Annotated in this window: 26 protein-coding genes; 10 read left to right on the forward strand and 16 right to left on the reverse strand. The window is 32.1% G+C overall.

Annotated features, from left to right (window positions below; all coding sequences use genetic code 11):
- Positions 1-773 precede the first annotated feature (773 nt).
- The 4 genes from QYZ68_RS00005 to QYZ68_RS00020 form a co-directional block, all read right to left on the reverse strand.
- Positions 774-1055 carry a hypothetical protein gene (locus tag QYZ68_RS00005; RefSeq protein WP_301383419.1) on the reverse strand — a complete coding sequence of 94 codons (282 nt, stop codon included), beginning with the start codon at positions 1053-1055 and terminating at the stop codon, positions 774-776.
- 386 nt (positions 1056-1441) lie between these two features.
- Positions 1442-2059, reverse strand: a complete 618-nt coding sequence (locus tag QYZ68_RS00010) for a hypothetical protein (protein WP_301383421.1) — start codon at positions 2057-2059, stop codon at positions 1442-1444.
- Between the two features lie 249 nt (positions 2060-2308).
- Positions 2309-3343, reverse strand: a complete 1035-nt coding sequence (locus tag QYZ68_RS00015; RefSeq protein WP_301383423.1) for a glycoside hydrolase family 3 N-terminal domain-containing protein — start codon at positions 3341-3343, stop codon at positions 2309-2311.
- Entirely contained in the window at positions 3324-4766 is a 1443-nt protein-coding gene (locus tag QYZ68_RS00020) for a UTP--glucose-1-phosphate uridylyltransferase (protein ID WP_476390628.1), read from the reverse strand. Before QYZ68_RS00020 ends, QYZ68_RS00015 begins: the two co-directional genes overlap by 20 nt.
- Before the next feature lie 148 nt (positions 4767-4914).
- Between QYZ68_RS00020 and QYZ68_RS00025 the strand changes: the two genes are divergently transcribed.
- Positions 4915-6705 carry a phosphoglucomutase gene (locus tag QYZ68_RS00025; protein WP_301383427.1) on the forward strand — a complete coding sequence of 597 codons (1791 nt, stop codon included), beginning with the start codon at positions 4915-4917 and terminating at the stop codon, positions 6703-6705.
- A 42-nt stretch (positions 6706-6747) separates the two neighbouring features.
- Here QYZ68_RS00025 and trpS read toward each other — a convergent pair whose 3' ends face one another.
- The 3 genes from trpS to QYZ68_RS00040 form a co-directional block, all read right to left on the reverse strand.
- Positions 6748-7791 (reverse strand): tryptophan--tRNA ligase, encoded by a 1044-nt coding sequence (trpS, locus tag QYZ68_RS00030; RefSeq protein ID WP_301383429.1) that lies wholly within the window; start codon positions 7789-7791, stop codon positions 6748-6750.
- A 2-nt stretch (positions 7792-7793) separates the two neighbouring features.
- Positions 7794-8879, reverse strand: a complete 1086-nt coding sequence (locus tag QYZ68_RS00035) for an AI-2E family transporter (RefSeq protein WP_301383431.1) — start codon at positions 8877-8879, stop codon at positions 7794-7796.
- Positions 8880-8941: 62 nt separating this feature from the next.
- Positions 8942-9799 carry an HAD family hydrolase gene (locus tag QYZ68_RS00040; protein WP_301383433.1) on the reverse strand — a complete coding sequence of 286 codons (858 nt, stop codon included), beginning with the start codon at positions 9797-9799 and terminating at the stop codon, positions 8942-8944.
- Between the two features lie 106 nt (positions 9800-9905).
- Between QYZ68_RS00040 and cdaA the strand changes: the two genes are divergently transcribed.
- From cdaA to priA, 7 genes are read left to right on the forward strand one after another with little or no spacing between them, the layout of a single operon-like run.
- The gene (gene cdaA, locus QYZ68_RS00045; RefSeq protein WP_476390629.1) at positions 9906-10673 is read left to right on the forward strand and encodes a diadenylate cyclase CdaA; all 768 of its coding nucleotides are present in this window, start codon (positions 9906-9908) and stop codon (positions 10671-10673) included.
- Complete coding sequence (locus QYZ68_RS00050) at positions 10670-11665, forward strand: CdaR family protein (RefSeq protein ID WP_301383437.1); 996 nt, start codon at positions 10670-10672, stop codon at positions 11663-11665. The genes cdaA and QYZ68_RS00050 overlap by 4 nt, the downstream gene beginning before the upstream one ends.
- A 4-nt stretch (positions 11666-11669) precedes the next feature.
- A complete protein-coding gene (gene acpS / locus QYZ68_RS00055) occupies positions 11670-12044 on the forward strand; it encodes a holo-ACP synthase (protein ID WP_301384360.1) in 375 nt (124 codons plus the stop codon).
- A 3-nt stretch (positions 12045-12047) separates the two neighbouring features.
- Positions 12048-12896: a DUF2225 domain-containing protein gene (locus QYZ68_RS00060; protein ID WP_301383438.1), complete on the forward strand. Its 849-nt coding sequence runs from the start codon at positions 12048-12050 to the stop codon at positions 12894-12896.
- Positions 12897-13646, forward strand: a complete 750-nt coding sequence (gene truA, locus QYZ68_RS00065) for a tRNA pseudouridine(38-40) synthase TruA (RefSeq protein WP_301383439.1) — start codon at positions 12897-12899, stop codon at positions 13644-13646.
- Complete coding sequence (locus QYZ68_RS00070) at positions 13627-14202, forward strand: uracil-DNA glycosylase family protein (protein ID WP_301383440.1); 576 nt, start codon at positions 13627-13629, stop codon at positions 14200-14202. Before truA ends, QYZ68_RS00070 begins: the two co-directional genes overlap by 20 nt.
- Complete coding sequence (gene priA, locus QYZ68_RS00075) at positions 14195-16171, forward strand: replication restart helicase PriA (RefSeq protein WP_301383442.1); 1977 nt, start codon at positions 14195-14197, stop codon at positions 16169-16171. The genes QYZ68_RS00070 and priA overlap by 8 nt, the downstream gene beginning before the upstream one ends.
- Here priA and udk read toward each other — a convergent pair.
- Positions 16168-16788, reverse strand: coding sequence for a uridine kinase (udk, locus tag QYZ68_RS00080; RefSeq protein WP_301383444.1), 621 nt, complete (start codon positions 16786-16788; stop codon positions 16168-16170). The two genes, priA and udk, sit on opposite strands and share 4 nt — an antisense overlap.
- Positions 16781-17155 (reverse strand): rhodanese-like domain-containing protein, encoded by a 375-nt coding sequence (locus QYZ68_RS00085; protein WP_476390630.1) that lies wholly within the window; start codon positions 17153-17155, stop codon positions 16781-16783. Before QYZ68_RS00085 ends, udk begins: the two co-directional genes overlap by 8 nt.
- Before the next feature lie 155 nt (positions 17156-17310).
- Here QYZ68_RS00085 and QYZ68_RS00090 point away from each other — a divergent pair, with 155 nt between their 5' ends.
- Positions 17311-18276, forward strand: coding sequence for a YitT family protein (locus QYZ68_RS00090; protein ID WP_301384362.1), 966 nt, complete (start codon positions 17311-17313; stop codon positions 18274-18276).
- Here the strand turns inward: QYZ68_RS00090 and QYZ68_RS00095 are convergent.
- The 6 genes from QYZ68_RS00095 to ruvA all read right to left on the reverse strand — a co-directional run bounded on the left by QYZ68_RS00095 (position 18273) and on the right by ruvA (position 24198).
- Positions 18273-19253, reverse strand: a complete 981-nt coding sequence (locus tag QYZ68_RS00095) for an RluA family pseudouridine synthase (RefSeq protein WP_301383446.1) — start codon at positions 19251-19253, stop codon at positions 18273-18275. The two genes, QYZ68_RS00090 and QYZ68_RS00095, sit on opposite strands and share 4 nt — an antisense overlap.
- Complete coding sequence (locus tag QYZ68_RS00100; RefSeq protein ID WP_301383448.1) at positions 19254-19757, reverse strand: hypothetical protein; 504 nt, start codon at positions 19755-19757, stop codon at positions 19254-19256.
- A gap of 7 nt (positions 19758-19764) precedes the next feature.
- The gene (locus QYZ68_RS00105) at positions 19765-21429 is read right to left on the reverse strand and encodes a diphosphate--fructose-6-phosphate 1-phosphotransferase (protein ID WP_301383449.1); all 1665 of its coding nucleotides are present in this window, start codon (positions 21427-21429) and stop codon (positions 19765-19767) included.
- Positions 21430-21494: 65 nt separating this feature from the next.
- Positions 21495-22532 carry a tRNA preQ1(34) S-adenosylmethionine ribosyltransferase-isomerase QueA gene (gene queA / locus QYZ68_RS00110; RefSeq protein WP_301384363.1) on the reverse strand — a complete coding sequence of 346 codons (1038 nt, stop codon included), beginning with the start codon at positions 22530-22532 and terminating at the stop codon, positions 21495-21497.
- Complete coding sequence (gene ruvB / locus QYZ68_RS00115; RefSeq protein WP_301383451.1) at positions 22507-23568, reverse strand: Holliday junction branch migration DNA helicase RuvB; 1062 nt, start codon at positions 23566-23568, stop codon at positions 22507-22509. Before ruvB ends, queA begins: the two co-directional genes overlap by 26 nt.
- Before the next feature lie 39 nt (positions 23569-23607).
- Positions 23608-24198 (reverse strand): Holliday junction branch migration protein RuvA, encoded by a 591-nt coding sequence (gene ruvA, locus QYZ68_RS00120; protein ID WP_301383453.1) that lies wholly within the window; start codon positions 24196-24198, stop codon positions 23608-23610.
- Positions 24199-24282: 84 nt separating this feature from the next.
- Here ruvA and QYZ68_RS00125 point away from each other — a divergent pair, with 84 nt between their 5' ends.
- Complete coding sequence (locus QYZ68_RS00125) at positions 24283-25410, forward strand: PQQ-dependent sugar dehydrogenase (RefSeq protein WP_367317272.1); 1128 nt, start codon at positions 24283-24285, stop codon at positions 25408-25410.
- Here QYZ68_RS00125 and ruvC read toward each other — a convergent pair whose 3' ends face one another.
- Complete coding sequence (gene ruvC / locus QYZ68_RS00130) at positions 25411-25887, reverse strand: crossover junction endodeoxyribonuclease RuvC (protein ID WP_301383457.1); 477 nt, start codon at positions 25885-25887, stop codon at positions 25411-25413. It abuts the gene before it with no gap.
- Positions 25888-25889 lie beyond the last annotated feature (2 nt).

Genomic DNA, 25889 nt, shown 5'->3' on the forward strand with positions numbered 1-25889 from the left:
AGTAACTTCCCTCTAATACAGTAACTTCCCTCTAATACAGTAACTTCCCTCTAATACAGTAACTTCCCTCTAATCTTCACTCGATAAACTAAAAGCAAAAGAAGCTAATTTTTACATCTCCCTAAAATAAAAACAGCATTTCGCTGTTTAAAAGATACTTTTTTTAAAATCATTATAGGAAGGATATTTTAGCTTAGATCTTAACAGAGAAAACTCCTACCATTTGTCGAACCCAACACTTTTTACCTTAAAAATAGCGTTTGAACTATATTAGCGTACATATGCCCCGTGCAAAAAAGAAAACCCCTTGGGGAAGGGGATTATTTAAAAGAACGTACGGTATGAAGTAAATATCGATAATAAATTCTTTTAATTTTAAAAAAGGAGAATATTTAATATCTAAATTATTAGTTCAATAATTCAATTATTTCCAGTTTTTATAAATTATTTTCCTGTTCTATCCTTTCTGCTCTTAAATATGTAAAATACTATAGTCTTTGTTCATCGTAAGTTATGAAATAGAAAGATTTAAATATGTTACAATAACATTACAGACTATAAAGCCTATGAACATTTATATTTTTAGGAGCATTTAGTGAGCCGTTGTCGTCCTTTGATTGGAGTTTTATGCATTCTTTTTTTTCTGACTTTTTTCAATTCTTGCTATGTACCAGAAAAAGTTAGGGGATATTCTGCGCCCGATTTTAATGAGATAGGCCTAACTGAAATCATAACATTAGGAAAGGGCACGGTTATGCTTAAAGAGTTCAGCTTTAACAATAGGTTTTCCTTTTATAAAAGACACGGCATTCTCTATACTCTTCAATTCGTGTAGCTCCTAGAAATTTCACTTGACTAGTAAGATCCAAAGATGGTGTTAAGGAGATATATTTAAGAGGCGATCCAAGGCTTTTATTTTTATTACACTCAGGGTATACTTTTTCTCTGCCGGCGTCTTCTATTGCATCTCTACACTCCACTATTTCTGGAATTGAATTTATATTTGGAGTCAAAAAATTAGTTACTCCAGTCCAACTAACTACACCTACAGGCATAATATCACATGCTAATCTTTATTATTTTGATGGTATTTTATACCTAGATTCTAACACTTATGATTTTCCTAGTATTTACTTCAGTAAGTATGAAGTAGACAGGTTATCCAGCATACTCACCAAAAGTCATTATTCCAATCTCTGGTACGATATTGCAAGGGGCTTATATTAAAAACCAAGGCTTATTGTATTCTTCTTTATTTGGATATACCTTCTTAATTAGAGATTAAAAAAAAGTCCCTACCCCTATATCTTGTTTTGGAGAGGATTAATAGGAGTGTTGGGGACTAGCGATAGAATGATTTCTATCCTGTTTATAATGTTATTTTATTTTTTTAATTTTGTAAACATTTTTAAACATTTTTAAACATTTTATTGCATAAACTTTAATTACCTGCTTTCTCTATTGCTCTTAAAAGACTCAATTCAGCTTTACTCAGAGTCTTCCTCTGTTTATCCCTTACTCCTACGCTCATTGCCGGATCGAGTTTCCTATTTGACTCTTGCATTTCTTTAATTTCTATCTTACTAGGCTCATAATCGATCCACTTCCTTTCTATCCAACCCTTTTCCCATTCATAATATTCCTCATTATGGTTACTTCCACTAATCTCATCAAAGTGTCTTGAAAGTGCTGATACTACCTTTGCCCCATAATAAAGCATCTTCTCCGTTTCCGTCTCTGTTATAAATTTATCATAATCATAATTATTACCCGTTTGCATATTTACAATGTCTACTATGAGCTTAAAAATATTTATACAATTCATTGCTATATTTCCAAACGGAAGCTCTGGATCACTCAAAGATTTAATATTAACTTCATATTTATTCTTTAAGCTTCTAGGTATCCTAAAGAAGTCAATAACATACCCATTAACCCTCGCTTTATAATTTGCTTCATATTCTGCATCTCCAAAAAAGGCACCCCCCTTCTTCGCATAATTATCACAAATCAATGCCATAGGGAAAGTTCTCTTATCTGATCTTTTAATTCTTCTCATCTTTTATCACCTCAAACCTAAATTATTTTCCTCTCTTTATTTCGTGTACATTATTATAATATATATCAAATAAGAATTAATACAATTTATCTGCCTTTTTGTGTTTCTCTAGGTTTATTTTTCAAGAATTATAGATATATTATTGCTTTTTTTATACTTTGTGGTAAATTATATTGTATCTTTAACCTTTAACCATTTACAGAAAGTCTTGGGAAATGTTGTTTCGCATGACTTTTTGTTTATTTTATCTCACTTGTTTAACTCGGGGATTAGTATAACATCAACACCGGAATTCAGAGATCTTCTGATTGCGCTCTCTATTTTGAAGTTATTAACAATAGCTCCCATATCATATGCATCTGTTATTATGATGCTATCAATGTTCAAATTATACCTTACAATCTTCACAATATCCCTTGACATGCTAGTTACATCTTTAGAAATTTTGGGGGCCAACACATGACCAATCATAATAAACTTTGCTTCCTTGCCAAAAATAAATGGAACAAAATTATTTTTCATGAAAAAATTTTTGCTATACGGTAACAAAGCTATCTCCTTATGAGTGTCCACCTTAGTACCTCCAAGTCCAGGGAAATGCTTAATGACTGCAGAAACTCCTTGTCTCTGCAGTGCTTCAACAAATGACTCTACCATAAGGCCAATATTGTAAGTTAAATGTCCAAAAGTTCTGTTAACTAAAGGACTATCAGAATCCGGTTTTGAATCGGCTACTGGTGCCATATTTACATTAATGCCAAGCCTTCTAAGCTGTTTTCCAAGAATTTCCCCTATTTTATATGCAAGATGAACATCATTTGTTCTACCAACGGATTCCATAGAAGGAAAATTATAAACACCCATTTTTTTATTTTTACTAACTCTATTAACCAAGCCTCCTTCTTCATCAACAGCAATAAAAATATCAGAACCAATATGTTGCTTTAATGAATCAATTAACTCTTTGGTTTGCTTAGCATCTTTAAAATTTTCTCTAAATAAAATAATTCCTATCGGATTAATTTTTTTTATCTTTTTAAGTGCATCTCTACTAAGGGTTTGTACCGCACTAGGTTTTGAAACATTTCTAATACCAATAAACAAACAACGTTTCCTCAACAAGTCTTTAAAATCGACTTTCCCCAAAAATCTATCAATACTTACAAGATCAGATTTATCCTGCTCGAAATAGTCATAATCTATCTCAGGTACAGCTCCCAAGAAATAAAAATTTAAAGAAAACAAGATTTTTATCAACAAAAACTTAAATATTCCATTTCTCATCTCTGAATACCAAACCATAATCATTTTTCAATAAATTGTTAAGAGAACTATTTAAGCAATCAGCAACATAAAAAATATCAAATGGTAACCTCTCCTTAAGATAACCACTAGTAACAAGCATATCACTAAATAATTTTGCAGGAAGAAATCTATCTCCCCTATTTACCTCAAAAATTAAGGGATTATTTACCAGCTTTATTACTTCCCAAGTTATTTGTTCAATAGAAAAGTAATTACCTATCTCTTTATTTTGCTCAATAACCCTACTAGGCATCTCTTCTATAATTCTATCAATATTCTTAACCAAATATTCTAAATTAAAAAGACCAGTAGCACAATTAAACAAAATCTTATCCCCTCTATATTCAAATCTTTGAACGAATTCTTTAGAAATAGCTCCACCAATATCGACACACGTCAAATTATCATCTTCATTCACAATCAAAACCCCTCCTTTTGTATCTAGCGCTGTTTTAACGCTAAATTCAAATCCAGAAGAACTGTTTGTTACGGCCATTATAGCCAAAGCCTTTAAGTTAACAGTAAAACCAATATTATCAATATTCCCAATATATACAAATCTTTTCCCAAATTCATAAAGCTTCAAATAAATATCTCTTAAAACTCTAAAATTTTGTCCATGGCCAGCGGGTAAAGCCAATGTAGTTTTTTTTCCTTTCCTCTCATAATCAAAATACACATATTGACCGTTATTCAATTTTTTATAACAATGAACCAAAGGCTGAATAGCCGTGAGGATATCTTCTCTTTTAAAATTGCAATAATTTAGGCTCTTAATCAAATCTTCATCGAATATATTATCTAAGAATTTAGAAATAAACGGATCTGTTTTAAAACTGGTCATCTGAAAAATTGAAGGCTTAACAATTATACTATGAGCATCCATATACCTCTTAGAAAGCAACAAAAGATGTCGAATCTTTAATGCCAGAAATGAAAATCCATAACTACCATCTTTATTAACATACGCGGGCGTTATTCCCTTGGGTAAATCTTTAAAAATTTTTCTAGCTTCAAGTATTTTATTTTCATATAAAAGATATAATCCTTCGTTAAAATCACTATTTTTCAAAATATCAAAATAACTAGTTGCAGATCCTCCATTCAAAAAACCACACGAGAGATAGGGATATAATACTAATCCCAACTTTTCTAATTCATCGCCATTGAAAATATAAAAATCATCTTCTGATCTTAAAAATTCTGGAAAATCATTAATATATTTTTTCAAGTTATCTTCAACAAGCCTCTTTTTAAACTTTAGTTTTAAAACATTACCCGCAAGATTAAAAATACTTTCATGATTTTTATCTGGGAAACTCTTAAAAAAAACATTTGAAGGCCCAAGCCTACGCATATTAAGGTCATCAAGCATTCTTTTAGAAAAATCTTTGTCTATCATCTCACACACAAATCTAAAAATCCTTATCTAAATCCAAAATAACCACGTATTAGTATATAATACAAGTATAATATATCAGTGTGTTTTATTTTATGATAGTTGCTGCAGTCAAGTTAAGGATTAACATACATCACCTTAAGGGATTAACATGCTAGGTGGGTATGAGTTGAGCATGCCAAATCTAAAGAACGCCATTGAGGAGATGATACTATCCCCCTCGGGATTCAGAAAGATATTTGCAAAATCAAAAGACGAGGATTCAATGGATTGTGAAATCAATGACGACGATAAGGTATTAATTTCAATAATAGCCTTCACTATATCAAATTATTTTAAAAAGAAAACAAAAAAATATATTAATATAGGACTAGACTCAAGAGCAACTGGAAATACAATCTCTGAAGTAATAATAAAAACACTAATATTGAGCAACGATGATATCAAATTTTTCGGCATACTCCCAATACCGGAGATTTTGGCTTACACAAAGAGCAGTAAAAATTCAAAAGGATTTATATACATTTCCGCTAGCCACAATCCTAAAGGATATAATGGACTTAAAATCGGTTTGGACGATGGAGGCGTGTTGGGATCAAAAGAAATAAATAAAATAATACACAAAATTAAATCAAATATTGAAAACGAAATTTTGATAAAGAAAATAGTAAAAATATTGAAAAATTTCAGCACAAACGAAGCCAATTTAAAACAATACGAAAAAATTATCCAAGGTAAGACTCAAAATAAAGTAAAATCTTATAACTCATACAAGTCACTAATGTATGAAATAATATATTCAGAGAAAAACAATAAAAAGAATATTGAAAATTTGAAAGAAAATATAAAAAAAAATCCTATAGGAATAATAGGAGAAATGAACGGTAGTGCTCGGATCAATTCAATAGATGAAGACATCATTAAATCCTTTGGAGTAAAATTAGAATTTCACAACACCCAAATGGGAGTTTTTAAGCATGGAATGATTCCTGAAGGCGAATCTTTACATATGTGTAGGCAAATATTAGAAAAGAAATTTAAAGAAGATGACTCTTTCCAGTTGGGATATGTTCCTGATTGCGACGGAGACAGAGGGAACTTAGTGTTTATTAATAAGACAAATAAAAAGTCAAAAAACATTGAAGCACAAAAAATATTTGCATTATCGGTACTTTCAGAACTTAGCTATCTTTATCACATTGGTCTTAAAAGCAACTTAGCAGTCGTAGTTAATGATGCAACTTCATTAAATATTGAAAAAATAGCAACTTTATTTAATGCCAAAGTTTACAGGGTTGAAGTCGGAGAATCGAATTTGACGAAAATGGCAGATATTTTACGGAGAAAGGGATTGACAGTTAAAATTCTAGGGGAAGGATCAAATGGTGGGAATATTACATATCCCTCAAAAGTAAGGGATCCCCTAGCCACAGTCTTTAGCATAATCAAACTGTTAAGAGTCAAAGAACTCCAAAAAGTATGGTGCGAGTTATCTAACAATGAATACAGGGAAGATTATAATCTAGATGATATATTAAAGACAATAAATTTTTATAGTAATATAGAAGCATCATCTGAAGACGCTATACTAAAGCTTAGAGTAGAAAATCAAGAAACGCTAAAAACAAATTATGAAAAACTACTAGAAAAAGAAATGAAGAACAATAGACTTATTTCAGAATTATTAATAGATAGTTTTACATTAATTAATTATGAAGGTATTAAACAGCGTAAAACCAGAACAGGAGATTCTTCAGGAGGGCTCAAAATTTTACTTAAATCTGCAAAAAAAGAAATAATAGCAAGCTTATGGATGAGGGGTTCAAAAACAGAACCGATATTCAGAGTGCTGAGCGAAATTAAATCCGAGAACCAAGACAGACTACTAGATCTTCTAAAATTTAATAAAAAACTAATTCAGAGTGCTTATTTATCAACATAAACCATTATCAATTGAGAGTTATGTGTAAGTGATGTGCATTTATCATCCCTTACCTTTTTCCACATTGCGCCTCACACTGTTCCAAGTTTTAGAAAGACCCATTAATTTTTTTGCACCTCCTACAACCTCCATTGCAACTTTTCTAGTCTTACTTGTACCCTCAAAAATTACTTCATCGACATATTTTTTTTTATCTTTAAAAAAAGCTCTTCTCTCCCTAATTGGTATTAAAAATTTATTTAAAGCCTCAAAAAGCCTTTCTTTAACTTCAACATCACCAATCTTACCCTTCTTATATCTAGTTTTAAGCTCACAAAGCTCATCAACATTATTATTAAAAAGATCATGATAAATAAAAACAGGATTGTTCTCAACTTCCCCTGGTACATCTGCCCTCACTCTTCTTGGATCTGTGTACATAGACATAACTTTTTTACGCAACAAATTCTCGTCGTCGCTTAAAAATATTGCATTCCCAAGACTCTTACTCATTTTATGCTTGCCATAAATTCCCACAAGAGATTGAGAATCTGTAAAAATAGCTTCAGGAATTGGGAAAAAACTCTCCCCATAAAGAGAATTAAATCTTCTGGCAAGTTCCCTTGAAAGCTCAATGTGAGCCTCATTATCACGTCCGACTGGCACCAAATTGGCCTTAGCCATTAAAATATCCGCACTCATGAGAACCGGATAACCTAACAGACCATAGGAAACCTCTGTAAGACCAGCAGCAACACTCATATCCTTTATGCTAGGAATCCTTTGCAGACGATTCACCATAACAATCATTGAAAGTATTAAGTTAAGCTCTAGCAATTCTGGTATAGCCGATTGTAAATATATATGAGCTTTCTCTGGATTAATTCCACAAGCAAGGTAATCCAAAACCATCTCTCTAACATTAGAAGATATTTCATTAACACTATTTAAATCTGGTCTCGTTGTAAGAGTATGCAAATCAGCTATAATGACATAAGTCTCATATTCCTCTTGATATTTTAATCTATTAACAATAGAACCAACATAATGCCCCAAATGGAGAGTACCGGTAGGCCTATCCCCCGTAAGCATAACCCTCTTATGCAAACTCAATTCTCCTTACTACTCAATTCATCATTAATGTCTCCCAGAATCTTTGAACCACTTAAGAACACAGAGAAAGGTTTTAAATAAGCTATATTATCAACTATTACTTTTATAATCACCGTAAAAGGATAAGCTATTAAAAGCCCTACTACACCCCAAAGCCAACCCCAAAAGAAAAGAAAACAAAGGAGTAAAAAAGGAGAAATATCAAGCCTATGCCCCTGCATTTTCGGCTCAAGGATATTTCCAATCAATACTTGAACAGAAGTATTGTATATGAATATATAAAGCACTAAATTTAGATTCGGATAGAACTGCACTAAAGCAGCTACTACAATAAAAAACACAGCCAAGATTGACCCTATGCTTGGGATGAAATTAAAAACAAATGTAAGTACTGCCCAAACAAGAGGGAAATCCTGTCCAAACGAAGTCAACCCTATAAAGACTAAAAAACCTGTTAAACAACTGACAAAAACCTTTATCACTAAATATTTACTAATCTGGTTATTTATTGTACCCAAAGCTTGAACAAACCTCTCCGAAGCGGAATATCCAAAAGCCTTCCTAACCTTTATACCAAAAATATGTATCTCTGATAGCAGAAAATACAACAATAAAAACAGTATTACCAAACTACTTGCAAACCCTATAATCTCATTAGATATTCGAGTTAGGAAAGGATAAACATAGCCAGAAAAATCTACAGAGCCAATAATAGCGCTATCTACCCTATATTTGTCAAGGACATCTCTTATGATAAAAATTAACTGCTTTTGGTAATAAGGCAGTTGCTTGATCAAAACAGTAATACTGTAGTAAACAAAATTGCAAACCAAATAGGAAAATAAGAAGAGAAAAAAGAAAATCACAAGAACTACTAAAACTCTCGGAATTAGCAGTCTTTTAAGAAAAGTATAAATTGGATACACCAAAAACCCAAGAACTACCGCAATAGCTAAAGGCTTAAATACCGTCTGCGCTATTTTTAAAACACTAATCAAAATCACAATCAGTACCACAGAATAAAAGACAGACTGAATTTTGAAAAATTTCAACTTATCCGCTGGGTATAAATTTAAAGCCATCTCACTTCTCCTTTAACACTTAATTGCCTTCACACTATTCATTAAAAATTTTAAACTGATTTTTATATCTTTGAATGAATTTTTTCCATTATCCAGTTATATAATTTAGTTCCTTTGCTGTAATTAGCCTCAGCCACATCTCCCACTCTCTTTTCTCTGAGCAACCTTCTAGCCTTCTTATCATTCTCATAATAAACTGTTAATGTATTCTCATAATGGGCCAAATTATTATTTAATATTTCAAAAGCCGGAACGTCACTAAACCCGTCTGCAATATAAAACATATTCTTAAAAGGAATCTCTCTTCTACCTTTAGGAATTCTTTTATTGATCTTATCATAAGATCCTTTATTCAACTCAAAAATTACCCGTGTTTTTATTGTATGATCTACAAAATAACACACACTGCTTAAAACATTGTTTTCAGAAAATTTATTATCCAAATTCTCATAACAAGGCATAAGGTATGTATCTATAAACTCGCAAGCCCAAACTTTAGTAACATAAGAAGCAATTTTACTCCCCAAAATCATCTGACGAAATCCGCTTGAAACAATGTAACTACTTATTGCAGCACCAGATCCTTTCAAACTTTTATTGATTGTATCTATCTCTTCGAATAATTCAACTACACCTTCAAAAAACTTTAATTTTAAACCCAATTTAAACAATGCTCTATTATTTAAACCCTTAAAAATACCCTCTCTGACATACGTTAAAAAGTGAGACAAATATATCATCTCATTAGCAATAATATTATAGCCATTTTTATTATAAACAGCAGATAAATTTTCAACCTCATTCCAAAACGAGCGTTCATCAACACCGTACTCATCAAAAAGTACCTGCTGCATATTGCCATAAATTAAAGTATCATCAAAATCGAATATCAAAGCTACTATTTTTTCTTTTTTATCCATAAAACAAAAATATATTTTAATACAAACTAAGTTGTATTAAAATATATATGTAACTGCGCATATATTCAATATATAATGCAAAACAGATGGGATAGAAATGTTTGCTATGGATGTGATTAATATAACTCAAGTGAAAGATGTCCTCTCTAGGGTATTAGATCTGGGTCTGATCAGTATTTTAATTTATTATGTGTATAAAAATGTGGTTAATTCCTATTCTATCAATTTACTTAAAGGAATGATCATAATTGCATCTGTTGGAATCATTTCTTATTATCTCAATTTACACACCATAAACTGGCTCTTAAGCTATATAGCAAGTATACTACCTATTACAATGCTTATTCTCTTTAACAAAGAAATAAAGAAGATCATAATGCAAATTGGAAATTTCAACCTATCCTTTAAGCTTGCAAACCGAAAAGAAGAAACTACTAAAATCATTTCCGAGATAATGAAAGCAATCAAGCATTTGTCAAAACACAAATCTGGTAGCCTGATCTGCATTGAAAAAAAAATACAGCTAGAACAACTAATAAATAAAGGGATAAAATTAGACGCCATAATCTCTAACGAAATATTAATATCAATTTTTGACTACGAAACACCTCTACATGATGGGGCTGTCATTATTAGCAATAACAAAATCGCTTACGCTGGATCATTTCTGCCTCTATCTAATATTGAATCTATTAGCAAGACTTTTGGAACAAGACACAGAGCAGGGCTTGGAATTTCTGAAAACTCAGACGCAATAACAATAATTACTTCTGAAGAAACTGGATCCATTTCACTCACAAGTAACGGAAAACTAGAGTATAATTTAAGCTCTAATGAAGTTAGGAAAAAATTAAATCTTGCATTGATAGAATGAACATAAGCAAAAAAGTTATAAACATAGCGAAGTTTTTATCTGAAGACTGGCAGAATAAATCTATTTCCATTTTAATAGCTATCGTTATGTTTGCCGCATTTTACTTGAACAACATAGAATCAATCACAGTAGAAAAAGAAATCAAGATTTTACTAAAAGATGAAATAACACTGGGGAAGATTCCTGATTACACCAAAATACTACTTACGGCAAAAATTAACAAAGAAAATTTAAAATACTTAGACCTTGACCGCATAATCTTATTAGTTGAGGCCACCAATATAAAAGAGGCAGGAGAATATGAACTTCCAATAAAGGTCAAAAATCTTAATGCCATTCCCATTGCTGAGTACAAGCTTTCAAGGAGCGCAATTTCACTAAATTTAGATAAAAAAATCTCAAAATTAGTAAAAATTGAACCTAAATTTACACTACTTGAAAAAGAAAGCAAAGGAGAGTATTTTATTGCCAAATATAATATCTCGCCCGAAAAACTAAAAATATACGGACCTGAAAAGGTAATCGACTCAATCAATACAATTGAAACTGAAATAAAAGAATTTGACACAAGAACCATATTTATCTCAGAACATCTCGAGGTACTATCTCCAAATCCACTTATCACACTCGAGAAAAGTCATGTAATGGTTACTATTACGCTAAGCAAAAAATATACACATACAACAATAAAAAATCCTAATTTGGTTTTCAATAATGTCAAAAATGGACTAGAAATAAAAAATAAGGACAAAATTCTAAATCCAGAAAACGAGATGTTTATTAAAATAAGGAGTAGGCTATCTGAAAAAATAATTCAAATGCACATAGATAATAAAAACATCTGTTTTAATCTGGATTTGGATCATATTCAAACTCCGGGAATTTACAACATTAATACAGATATAATATTTAAAAATAATGCACATGGCATAGAGGTGTATGAACAAGAGCCTAAAACGATAAGACTAGAGGTAATTCCAAGTGAACAATAAAATCATGAAATCAATAGGATGTGATATAATACAAGTCGGGAGACTTAACAGTTTATTAAAGAATAAAAAAAAATTGGAGAGGTTCTTTACACAAAGAGAGATTAAAAGCTTGGAAATGAAAGGGAAGGGAATTTTGGAAAGTCTGGCTGGTAAGTTTGCAGCAAAGGAGGCTTTGATTAAATCTTTAAGTCCTCTAATAGAGAATAAAATAAAATACTCTCTTAAAGATATGGAAGTCGTTGAGTTGCCGTCCGGTAATGTTGCATTCCAATTACACAATGATGTTGAAAGCCTGATAAATAAAATGGATCTAAAATTATATTTAACAATATCACATGAAAGGGAGTACGCTGTTGCGTTTGTAATAGTAGAAGATTAATTTATGAACAAGATATCATATTTCACAAAATGCGAAACTGAATGTCCTTTGTGTGACTGTAAATTTAGAAAAGAAGACCTCCTAACAGGCAGTGGTCGCTTGATATCTGGGGAATTGAAGGTTGACTTAAAAAGAGAGTATATCAAGAATGAAAAATATGGAGATATTTACCCTAGGATATATTCAATAACAGTGTGTCCTGGTTGCTACTTGGCTGCTTTCCCAAATGAATTTAATGCGATAACAACCTCTAGCTCACAAACAAAACAACAGTTGGTCCACTGCGAACAAAAACGGAAGAGAATAAAGTCACTTTTTGATGACGATCTAAACTTCAATCAACCAAGGGGACTTAGAGAAGGTGCTGCTAGCTATATACTTGCTATGTTGTGTTACGAGCACCTTGACAAAAGTCATAATCCAACTCTGAATCAGGCAAAATGTGCAATAAGGGCTGCTTGGGTCTTTGAGGATCTTCACAAAGAAAATTCAAATCAAAACTATAACTATTTGCAAAAAATATTCTATTACAAGGCGGCTTATCTCTACAAGTTAACAATTGAAAAAGAACAAGATAACTCAGAACCGATTTCTACTGAGGCAGTATTCGGACCTGACACTGATAAAAATTATGGATACGACAGTGCCTTGTACTTATCGGGTTTGCTAGAATACTTCTATGGCAATAAAGATAATAAGGAATACAGATACAGTCAATTAGTTGAAATTAAGACCGTACTCTCTAAAATAGCTGGAATGGGAAAATCATCGAAAGAAAAACCCTCAATACTTTTAGACAAAATAAAAGAAGTTTATTTCAAAATTTCAAAAGAAATAAAAACTTTGAAATAAATGAAAAAGATATTTGCCGAAATAGCATATGATGGGTCTTTATATCACGGATTTCAGATTCAACCTAAAACCCCGACAATACAAGGAGAGATCGAGAAAGCTTTAGAAAAAATAAGTAAAACAAAGATCAAGATTCACTCATCGGGCAGAACTGACAAGGGAGTTCATGCAAGAGGCCAAATAATATCTTTTTATATAAACATAGATATTGCTCCAAAAAATTTAAAGATGGCTTTAAACTCTCTTTTAAGAGATGATATTAGGGTCATAAAATTAAAATATACAAAAAATGAATTTCAACCCAGATTTAATGCCAAGAGGAGAAAATACAGCTATTACATTCTCAATGACGAAAATCATTACCCATGGGAAGCATATCAAGCCTATTATGTAAAGAAAAAATTAAATATCGATAGATTAAATGAAATGTCTGCTATGTTAATTGGAACACACGACTTTACTACATTTTCATGCATAAGAGATCAAACAAATTCAAAACTGAAAGAAATTTATTTTGCTGGGTTTAAGAAAGAAAATAAGTTTGTTATATTCGAGATAGTGGGCTCTTCCTTTTTATGGAAAATGGTAAGATCAATAACAGGAACAATGCTTGATATCGAAATAAAAAATGAATCTGTTTGTACCTTTATGCAAATTTTAAACTCAAGAAATAGAAAATTTGCAAGAAAAACAGCACCTGCAAAGGCTTTATTTCTAGATAAGGTTTACTATGAAAAACACATTAATTAAAAAATTGATACTTTTAAGGATGCTTAAAAATAATATATCTGGCAATCTCTATGTTTATAAAGAGGATGAACTTAAGAAAATCAAAAAAAAGATAGTAGAACGCAGAAATATAAAAATATTAAACCGGACAGAACAAGTCAATATAAAAGAAAAGCCAAAATCAACAAAATTAATAGAACACAGTCAAAACAAAAATGACAAGAAAGATCTATTAATAGTATATATAGATAAAAAATATTTAAACAAAAGTACAAGTGAAATGGTCAGAAGATGGTGCGAAAGTATTAAAATATTGAATTACAAGATAATAGATAATGTTAACACACTAAACATAGAGCTCAATAGACGACCCAAAGCAATCCTCTCTTGCGAAGAAGTGGAATTTTTTCTAAATCAAAACTTAAGAATTCAAATTGTAAGAGGATTTGAGCTCAGATTTAAAGAAATTCCTCTAGTATTCACATATCTTCCCATGAATCAAATCAAAAACCCAAAACTAAAGAAAGAAATCTGGCAAGACTTAAAAATAATAAAGGGTATAATAAAATATGGATGACGATCTAGAGAATAACTTTTATTATGAAGTAGCTTTTAACATCCCAGTCAATAGACTTTTTCTCTACAAGCATAATTTCAAATTAGAAATAGGAGTAAGGGTAATAACAAACTTTAATGGAAAAGAAACACTTGGAATCATAATAAAAAGACATTCTGAGGATGAGCTTAATACAAATTTTACATTTGAAATAAAAAACATACTAAAAGTCATTGATGAAAATGCACCAATAACAGAACACAACATTAATCTTGCTAACTGGATTAGTAGAAAAACATTTTCTGGGTTTGGAGAAGCTTTGTTTTGTGGACTCCCTAAAAGCACAACCTCAAACAAAGTAATAAAAAATAATGACAAGAAAAACACTAGTTCAATAATATCTATTCAATTAAATGAAAAGCAAAATGACATTTATCAAGAAATTATCGAATCAAAAACACAGAATACATTTTACTTATTCGGAGTACCTGGATCTGGGAAAACAGAAATATTCATCAAATTGTGTGAACACTATCTAGAACAAGAAAAACAAATAATCTTTTTAATACCCGAAATCTCTTTGGGTTATCAAATAATTCAAAGAATCAAATCCAATTTAAGTACAAATAAGATTTATGAATATAATTCAAAAGTAGCAAATTCAAAAAAAGTTTCAACATGGAACAAAGTCAAGAATGGAGAAAGTTTGATTATAATCGGGGTTAAAAGTGCATTAATGCTACCTTTTAAAAATTTGGGTTTAATAATAATGGATGAGGAACATGAAAACACATATAAATCTGAAAATACTCCAAGATTTCATTCAAGGCACATAGGTTTTTTCTTACAAAGTGTCTTTGCTTCCAAATTTGTAATGGGAAGTGCTACCCCCTCACTTGAAGCATACATGGCAATGGAAAATAATCAAATAAAAAAAATGATGCTAGAAAACAAATTTTTTGATAAAACAGTTAAAGAACTTAAGATAGTAGACATGAAAAAAGAGCGACAGATTATATCTTCAGAATTACTTTACAGCATACAAAAAAGCTTAGTTAATAAAAGGCAAGTTTTAATATTTTTCAACAAAAGAGGATACTCAAAAACACTTGAATGTAGCCTTTGTGGGCACATAGTTTGTTGCCCAAACTGTTCTTTTAACCTAACATATCATAAAAATGAAAACAAACTCATATGCCACTATTGCAAACACAAAACAAAGATAGTAAAGAATTGTCCCGGTTGCAACGCAGAAAACATCACATATAAAACATATGGAATTCAATTTGTTGAAAGGGAATTAAAAAATCTTTTACCAAATGCACGAATAGCAAGAACAGACTCTGATCTTAATAAAAAAGATATTATCAATGCAATCACTGATTTTGAAAATGAAAGATTAGATATCTTAATTGGAACACAGATCATTGCGAAAGGATTTAATTTTAAACAAATACAAACGCTGGGAATTATTAACGCCGATGTTGGTATGGGGCTTCCTGATTTTAGAAGTAGCGAAAGAATGTTTGCAATAATTTCACAAGTACTAGGAAGAGCCGCAAGATTTCAAAGCGATAATACAATTATTATTCAAACAAAAAATCCAGACTATTACGCCATAAAATATGCCTACGAAGGTAGGTATGAAGCATTTTATAAAGAAGAGATAAAAATTCGCAAAGAACTTAACTACCCCCCCTTTAAAAAAATAATTAGAATAATCACAAGAAGCCACAAAAAAGAAGCCGCTCAGCATAAATGCCTAGAGTTCTTTGAAATATCTAAAGAATTTCTAAATGAGGAGATTGAGTACCTTGGCCCGTCGAAAGCCCCTATGTCAAAAATATCTAAATACTACAGATATAATATATTGTACTTATCAAAATCCTTCAATCTGCTTGAAAAGTTAATACGAAGCACAAAAGAAAAAATAAAATCGACAAAAGACACTTATATCGAAATAGATTACTATCCAATTTCCCTAATTTAAAAAAAATCTGAGTTATCCTTCCCAAGAGCTCTTAAAAACGATGAAAGTACATAAAGTGCCCTATCATTATGCCCTCCTTCAGGAATAATAAGATCAGCATACTCTTTAGTGGGCTCAATAAACCTATAATACCCTGCTCTGGTAGTATTTAAATACTGTTCAATAACCGACTCCAACGTACGACCTCTCCTAGACATATCCCTCTCAAGCCTCCTGATAAACCTAATATCATTAGGTGTATCAATATATATTTTTAAATCTATCAGATTGCGCACTCTCTCCTCAACAAAAATCATAATACCCTCAACAATAACAACAGGAGTTGGGAATATCTCTACAAACTCCGGTTTTCGTCTATGATTGATAAAATCATAAAGAGGCATATTAATCGGCTCATTATGTTTTAACTTTCTCAACTGTTCATAAAACAAATTGTTGTCAAAAGCATCTGGATGGTCAAAATTAACATCCAAAAACTCATATTCATAATCACCAACGCTCTTATAATAATTATCTTGAGATATAAGAACAAACTCAGGAATAACCTCGCTAATTTTATTGACAACCGTAGTCTTCCCACTACCAGACCCACCAGTTATTCCAATAATCTTAACCATCGCCCTCTTCTTGAAACTTAGGCATATTTTTTAAAGTACCTGCAACAAATATATTTTTAAATCCCACCCCTCTTAAAATCTTTTCAGCCTCAAAACATTTATTAAAACTTCTACCATAAATTATTATCTGACTCTCAACACTACCCAACTTATCTTTCTTGGCAAACAAATTGTTAAAAGGAATATTAACTGCCCTTGCATAATGGCATTTGTTATATTCTTTAGCAGACCTAATGTCCAATATCAGAGCGCCCTCTTTAACCCTCTTCAACAAAGCCAACCCGGTCCTCTTCATCTTCAAGACAATAAAAACCCAAACATAGAAAACGAGGAAAACCATTAAGAGTACAAACTTCACATAATCCACTAGCATACTGCTTATGAAACAATAATATCAAAAAAAAAGAAACAATTTCAATAAAATAAAATTGTTTTTTTAATAAAATTAATATAAAGTTCAAATGAATTAATCATTTTTGTATCGAAAAATAACCCATGAATCGACATGAAGAGAGAAAGAGCATGAAGAACAAAAGAAAGAGATGGAAGAGAATAAAACAGAAGACCAGATTTATTGTACGCAGAGTATTTAGGAAACAACTTAAAAATATTTTCAAGGATCCTAAGCTAATACTGATTAGTACATTACAACTAACAATCGGTTCTCTTTTAATGGCGATATCTACAAATATTTTATACATACCTCACGGTCTCTTGAGTGGAGGGATTGCCGGGATTGCCCTAATGCTTCATTATGTCCTAGATTTCAATTTAGGATATACAATATTTATTCTAAATATTCCATTATTCATTCTTGGAATCAAATTTTTAAACATAACCTTTGTAATTCAAAGCTGGATTGCAATGGCTTTGTATTCTGTTTCAGTAAACTATTCACAATTTTTGCAGGGCAGGATGCATCTTGATGATATGATGCTTGTATCAATTCTAGCGGGCCTCATATCGGGTCTTGGGCTTGGTTTAATCTTTAGAGCAAAGGGATCATCAGGCGGTTCGGACATAATCTCTATGATCATTAAAGAGAAATATTCAATTAGTATTGGAACTACAAACTTTCTTGTTAATCTTGCTGTATTAATTGTTGCAGCTGTATTCTTTAATGTTGAGATTGCTCTTTACACCTTAATAGCTTCTTTTGTAACGGCTGTTATGACAGACAAGGCAAGCATAGGTTTTGGTAATCAAAAAGCGATATTTATTATCTCAGATAAAGGAAAAGAAATATCTTATCTGATCACTAATAAATTAAAAGTAGCAGCTACACTGATTGAAGGAAGAGGTGCTTGGGCAGGAAATGATAAGACTATAGTTTTCATAGTGGTTCCCACAATACGCATGGCAAGGATTAAATATATTTCTCAAAAAGTTGACCCTAACTGCTTCATTACAGTACTTAATACAAACGAAATAACGGGTGGCAAAAAAATTATCGAATCAAGTCCAGCCAAACAAGATATTGAAACTTAAAATTCCTCTAAAAATTCAACAAAATTAGCGATAAGCATATTCAGATCCTCTTCCGTATAAAAGTTTGATAAAAAATCAACAAACCTCTGAGGAAACTCTGAGATAAATTTTTTCAAAAAATCTTCTTTAATGCTAATCTCAAGCTTGAAAGAATGAAGCATTAAAGATACATCATTAAAATCCCTATCTATCCTACCATAAACATTATCTCCCAATATTGGATGATTTAAATACTTCATATGAACCCTTATTTGATGCGTACGCCCTGTCTTGGGTCTTAAAGCTACCAAAGAATAATTACCAATGCTAGCCCACACTTTGTATTCAGTCAACGCCCTTTTGCCTCTACTGTTATGTACGATAAACTTTTTCCTATCATTTCTATCTCTATTTATGAAAGTCTCAATAACACCAGAAAGATTTTTAGGAGCACCCTTTATAATTGCAATGTAAACCTTCTTAACAACTCTTTCTCTAAATTGTGTAGACAAAAAATTTAAAGTTGTCCAATTTTTAGCACAAATTAATACTCCAGATGTATCTTTATCTAACCTATGTACAATCCCAGGTCTAACTTTATCCTCTTTAAAACTATCCTCTAAACCTGACACATGATACAAAAGAAAATTTACAACAGTATTTTCCATCCCAGTTACACAAGGATGACTTAAAATACCTTGGGGTTTATTCACAACGATAACATTTATATCTTCATAAATAATATCAATAGGTAATTTCAAAGGCCTTACATGATTTTTTAAATCAACTTCTTCATTAAATTCTATTAATATTTCGTCCCCTACAAAAACAGGTTTTGATAACTTTATCCCAACAAAGACACCACCACTGTTCTTAAAGGCAACCACCCCTCTTTTTTTTATTTGACTTCTAGTAAAAATACAAAATCTTTCAGATAAATAAATATCAAGTCTCTGACAATCTTCCCTTACAACAAACTCTTCCTGAAGCTTTTTCATTCAATAAATCAAACAATCAATCAAAGCTATTATTAAAGCCACGGCCAAACCAGAAGATGCTGAGATCATATACTTTTTAAAAGTCTCATCCTTTGAAAGCTTAATGCCACCTGAGAAAGGATACGGGAGATATTTTGATTCCATATCACTATTAAAATAATAAGACAAGTCAAAAAAAAACAAACTTACCAGTAAAGATATAGGAAAAGTGCCAACACTTATCGCTGAAAATCTAAAAACTTTCTTACCCCAATTAGACTCAATAGACTTTTCTACATTTAAAGCCTCATTTTCCTGTATATTTTTATAAAGAAAATCATCATCTCTTTTATCTTGAAGTTTAACAAAAATTTCATTTTCAAAATGAACATTATTTTCGCTGAAAAAAATATCATCTCCCAGCGAAAATTTTTGACTTAAACCAAAATCAAGTTTACGATGGTCAAAAGAATTGGAATAGAGAATACAAATATTAAAAAGTAAAAGCAAAAATCCAATAAACATAAATATTTTAATTCTCTGACTCTAATTTTAGTGTCAAAGTTATCTCGTCAACAAGGCTAGAAGAGCCAAAGTACTGAATAGGCCCTGGAAACATGTATAAATTATTCACTGCCCACTCTTCACGCTTCTTAGAAAATTCACTAAAAGGAGCTCCATTTAAATCAACGAGAGCTTTCCTAATAACAGGCTTCGCAACGCCATACCTTTCTTCCATATTCATCATCATAGTTAAGGGCACCCCCCCGGGCGTCCATTCTGTGGTATTTTTATCTAAATGTTTTATGCTAGACATATAGCCTGTTAAACCATTTAAAACAAGAAAAGCAGCATTATATCCCAAACTGTAGCAATAATTACTATCAAAATTTGAAGGAACAGCACTTCTGCCTTCATAACCAAAGAAATGGTCAACGGGAGTAAATTTACCGCTATATTCGCCTTGCTTCCTTAACTCTTCTAGCTTAACATGAACCATTTCAATGAACAATTTCTCGGTAGGTACCCTCGATACATTAAAATTACCATGGGGATCTCTTTCTAAAACAGAATTCACAAGTTCAATTTGAATAAATAAAGGCAGGGACAAATAAACCTCCCTCATGTATCCATTAAGTTTACCAATAAAAATTTCCCTTATGGCTTCAACATTCAACCCCTTAAATTCGTTTTCATTGCTATCAAATATGCTACATAAATTAACCATCAAAGATTTAACTTCAGGGATAAACTCAATAACACCCTCAGGTACTATAACCACACCGAAATCATATCCTTTCAAAGAACGTCTTACTACAACAGAAGTTATTTCATCAACAAGCTCTGATAAGGTTTTATTTTTCACTAAAACTTCCTCAGATATAATGCATACGTTAGGCTGAGTCTTTAATGCACACTCAAGGGCAACATGAGACGCACTTCTTCCCATAAGTTTAACAAAATGCCAATATTTCCTAGTTGACATAGCATCACGACATAAATTACCTATCAATTCAGAATAAGTTTTAGTAGCAGAATCAAATCCAAATGAAATTTGAATATGTTCATTTTTAAGATCGGCATCTATTGTTTTTGGAACACCAATAACTTGAATATTACTATTCTTTTTTTTAAAAAATTCTGCCAATAAGGCTGCATTAGTATTTGAATCATCGCCACCAACAACAATAATTGCATTCAGATTATTTTTAAGAGAAACTGACAAAACCTGTTCGTACTGAGTCTCTGTCTCTATTTTGGTTCGCCCAGAAGATATCATATCGAAGCCTCCAGTATTTCTATAAAGATTCATCAAATCGCTAGTAATTTCAATCTTCTTATCTTCCAATAAACCTGAAGGACCTCCTTTAAACCCAAAGATTTTTGAATCTGAATTTGCTTTCTTCACTGCGTCAAAAACACCAGCCACAACATTATGTCCTCCAGGAGCGGGGCCACCTGACAGAATTATCCCCACATTTAAAACCCCTGAAAAGTCTATATTTGAAGATCCCTGGGTAAAACTTACAACCGGAAGCCCATAAGTATTTTTAAAAACTTCTCTTAAAGCTTCTCTATCTTGAAGCCCCTCAGTCTTCTCACCAAAAACTACACTAACATCTTTAAAATCATGTTCCAAAATCTTAGGCAACTTTGGTGTATATTGATACCTCTCATTTTGAAAAGACGACACCATAACTCTCCCTCCTTTAAAATCGATCTAATTGTCTCTTCAATACTAAAATAATTAAGAATTAATATCTATACGTGATTTAAAAATAAAGTAGCATCACCATAAGAGAAAAATTTATAATTCATCTCAACGGCTTCTTTGTAGGAATTAAATACAAAGTCTTTACCACCAAATGAAGAAATCAACATTAAAAGAGTTGATCCTGGCGTATGAAAATTTGTAAAAAGCATATCAACACACTTAAATCCATAACCCTTACCCGGATAAATAAAAAGATCTGTTTTCTGTCCTCCTCGCATAAATTCGTTGTTACCCTTATAAGCTGACTCTAATGCCCTAAGAGTGGTGGTTCCAACGGCTAAGATCTTTTTACCTAAAGTCATTGCTTTCTTAAGTCTCACTGCAACAGAATCTTTTATAAAAAATCTTTCAAAATGCATCTTATGTTCTTCTATTTTCTTTGTTCTTACAGGAAGAAAAGTTCCAAGTCCAACATGAAGCGTAATAAAATCATACTCAATGCTATTCTTGTCCAACAAAGAAAAAAATTCTCTACCAAAATGTAGTCCCGCTGTAGCTGAGGCAGATGAACCTATGCACTTAGAATAAATTGTTCGATAACGCTCTTCGTCTTCTTTTTCATAGGTCCTCTTGATATAGGGCGGTAAAGGAATAAGCCCATATTGCTCGAAGTAAGCCTCGTCCACGCATTTATTAAATTTAATTGTAAACTCATTATCTGACTTTGAAATTATCTGAGCCAACAAATCCTGAGGAAATTTATAAATCCTTCCAACATTCTGTCTCCTGGATTTGGAAACTAAACATGTAAACACATCATCTGCTATCCTGTCTAGAATCAAAAATTCAACACTACCCCCACTATCTGTCTTGGCATATATTCTTGATTTCCTAACTCTTGAATCGTTAAACACTAAAAAAATATTGCTGTCAATATACTTCAACATATCATTTACAGAACGATCGTGATAGACTTTATGCCTATCAGGATCTAGAACCATCAACCTTGATGATCCCCTTTTTCTACTTGGATGCTGTGCTATTAAATTAGATGGCAAATTAAAATAAAATTCCTTGGTGTCCATTTTTTTTCTCATTATTTAAGTCGTTATGTCCGTTTTTATCTAAATTCAGATGTGAATAAGCAAAGTCAGTAGCCTTGCGCCCTCTACTAGTTCTCTCAATTAGGCCCTTTAAAATAAGATAAGGCTCATAAAAATCTTCAAGAGAATCAGCCGTTTCACCAACAGAAATCGCTAAAGTTTCAACACCAACAGGCCCCCCCTTAAATTTCAGTATTAGGTTCCTTAAAATATTTCTATCTTGTTCATCAAGTCCTTGTTCATCAATTTTTAGCATTTCAAGTCCAGAACTAACAACACGTTCTGTAATAAAATCATGCCCATTAACTTGTGCAAAGTCTCTCATCCGTCTCAAAATCCTATTTGCCACACGAGGCGTTCCCCTTGAGCTTTTTGCTAAAAGATATGAGGCCCTATCCTCTAGACTAACATTTAAAACAACAGCATTTCTTTTTATTATCTTTACAAGTTCTTCTTCATCATAAAGATCAAATCTAGACACAATTCCAAATCTTGCATAAAGAGGCGATGCCACTTTTCCTGGTTTTGTAGTGGCTCCAATCAAAGTGAACCTAGGAATAGGAATTCTTACCGTTCTTGCAGCAGGCCCCTGCCCAATTACCCAGTCTATCTCATAATCTTCCATTGCAATGTAGAGCATCTCTTCTATTATAGGTTTGAGTCTGTGTATCTCATCAATAAATAAAACACTCTTATCATCAAGAGTTGTCAAAATTCCTACAATATCCTTTGGTTTATCAAGTGCTGGTGCTGAAGTAACCTTTATTGTAGTGTTCATTTCAAAAGCAATAATACTAGCAAGAGTAGTCTTGCCCAAACCCGGAGGGCCACTTAAAAAAACATGGTCAAGAGCCTCACCCCTCTCCTTAGATGCTTTTATAAAAATATTCAAGTTTTCCTTGATGTGAGCTTGCCCCGAAAAATCTCCGAGAGATTTTGGTCTAAGCTCACTCTCATTTCTGTCATAAAGAAAACTTTTGTCGGAACTTAAAAAACTAGATCCCTCTCCCAAATCCATCTATAAGCCCTCTCTTCACTAAATATTTACCAAACAAAATTAACTTGAAAGTCTTCTTAAGGTTTCTCTGAATAAAAACTGCTCCTGGTCATCTTCTCCTAACATTAAAAACCCATCTGTAGCCATAACTTCCTTTATCCCAGCCAAAACAAGCTTTCTATCAAAACCCATATTAACAATTGACTGTTCAAGATCCTTAAATTTAAATGCATCCGAACTCAACCCATCTGTTTTAACAAGTTTTCCCTTAAGCTTTAAAAATATTTTACCCGCTGTTTTATTTCCAATCCCCTTAACCTTAGAAATAAGTTTTACATCTTCCCTTTCAATTGCATCTCTAAATTCACTGTATTTAATACCCGACAGTATTCTTAAAGCTGCCCTTGGCCCTATTCCCTCAACACCAATAAGTTCCTCAAAAATTGCTCTCTCTTCTGCATTTGCAAAGCCAAAAAGCTTAATCTCCCCTTCTCTTAAATGAAGATAAATTAATATTGCAACATCTTCTAGCAAATCAAATTCTATCATACAGAAATAACTAACTAAAACCTCAAATTCAAAGGGAAGTGCCACAATGACGATACTGGTTTCTCTCTTTTCTACAACCTTACCGTAAATCTTATTTATCATAGGCTAAATTATAATACATAAAAAACTCAAATTTATCTTATTTCTATTAACCAATTAATATAAAATGAGACAAGGAGTCATACAATGAAAAACAAATTTACTATCAGTTACTCTGTTTGCGTCTCATTATTTTTGCTAAGTCTACCACTAAGTCTGATGGCAAAGTCCCTCGAATTAAAAGTTCCAAATGGATTTCAAGTTGAAATCTTTGTAAGCAATATTGAAAAACCTAGGGGACTTACAAGTGATGGCGAAGGAAATATCTTCATAGGATCCTCAAGTAATTTTGCTTATTTAATCACAAAAAATAAAGATATTTATACAATTGCTTCAAATCTTAAAAAACCAATAGGTATTTCTTATTTTAACAACAAATTATACATTTCTTCAGTGAACAAGATTTATGTTGTCCAGGATGTAGAAAAAGAAATAACTAAAACTATCACTACAAATCAACCATATAAATGGAAGATAGAAGAATTTGCTCCATTACCAGATACAAATTCAAAAATGCATGCGGGCAGATATATTAAGGTAGACAAGAAAAACAAAAAATTAATAGTCAATATTGGATCTCCCAACAACGCCAGCATCCCTAGGGAAGAACACGAAGCGGTGCTACTAGAAATTGATCTTGCGACTAAAGAAAAAAATACAGTAGCTTATGGCGTCAGGAATTCAGTAGGGTTTGATTTTCATCCAACCAGTAATCATATCTACTTCAGTGATAATGGAAGAGATCAACTAGGAGATAATTCACCGCCAGACGAGATTAATTTAGTATCTAAACATGGCGAGCATTTTGGATTTCCATATATGTTTGGTAAAAATGGAAAAGATCCTTCCTTTTACTCTAAGGCTCCCAAAAACATTAGTTTCACACCTGCTATTTATGAGCTACCGGCTCACTTAGCACCTCTTGGAATACATTTCTACAGAGGGAATACATTTCCAAACGAATATAAAAACAAGTTATTCATAGCTGAGCATGGATCTTGGAACAGAAGCACTCCTGTTGGGTACAGAATAACAACAATAGACATTAATTCAACCACAAAAACTGCAACAAATTACAAGATATTCCTAGATGGTCTTTTGAGGTCTGATGGTTCTAAAATAGGAAGACCTGTTGACATCATAACTTATTGGGACGGTTCAATTTTGTTCTCAGATGACTTTGGCAACAAAATTTATAGGGTACAATACAACTAGCTATAATTGATAATTGCCATGACAAATCGCAAGCGCGAGTGCATCACTGCTATGATCACTAGTAAACATAAAGTCAGAACCCATCCCAAGTAAAATACGAACCATATACTTTACTTGCACCTTTCTAAGCCCACCAAAACCGGAAATCGCACTCTTAACCTGTATTGGGGTATATGAGTAAAAATTTGTGTCTTTTATAGCAAGAGTTAAAATGATAGCTCCCCTTGCCTCGGCAATCACCATTGCTGTCTTCTTATTTTTAGCAAAATAAATATCTTCAACACTTGCAACATCAGGCCTAAACTTGTCAATAACAAGATCAAGTTCTGCAGAAATCAACTTTATTCTATCTTTTAAAGACATGGAAGAACTGGTTACAATCGTCCCATCTTTAACATAAACATATCTGCTACCCAGCTTATCCAAAACCCCCCAGCCAACATTAGCAAGACCAGGGTCAATACCCAATATTCTCATTC

Source organism: Borrelia sp. P9F1 (assembly GCF_030436115.1).
Lineage (GTDB): Bacteria > Spirochaetota > Spirochaetia > Borreliales > Borreliaceae > Borrelia.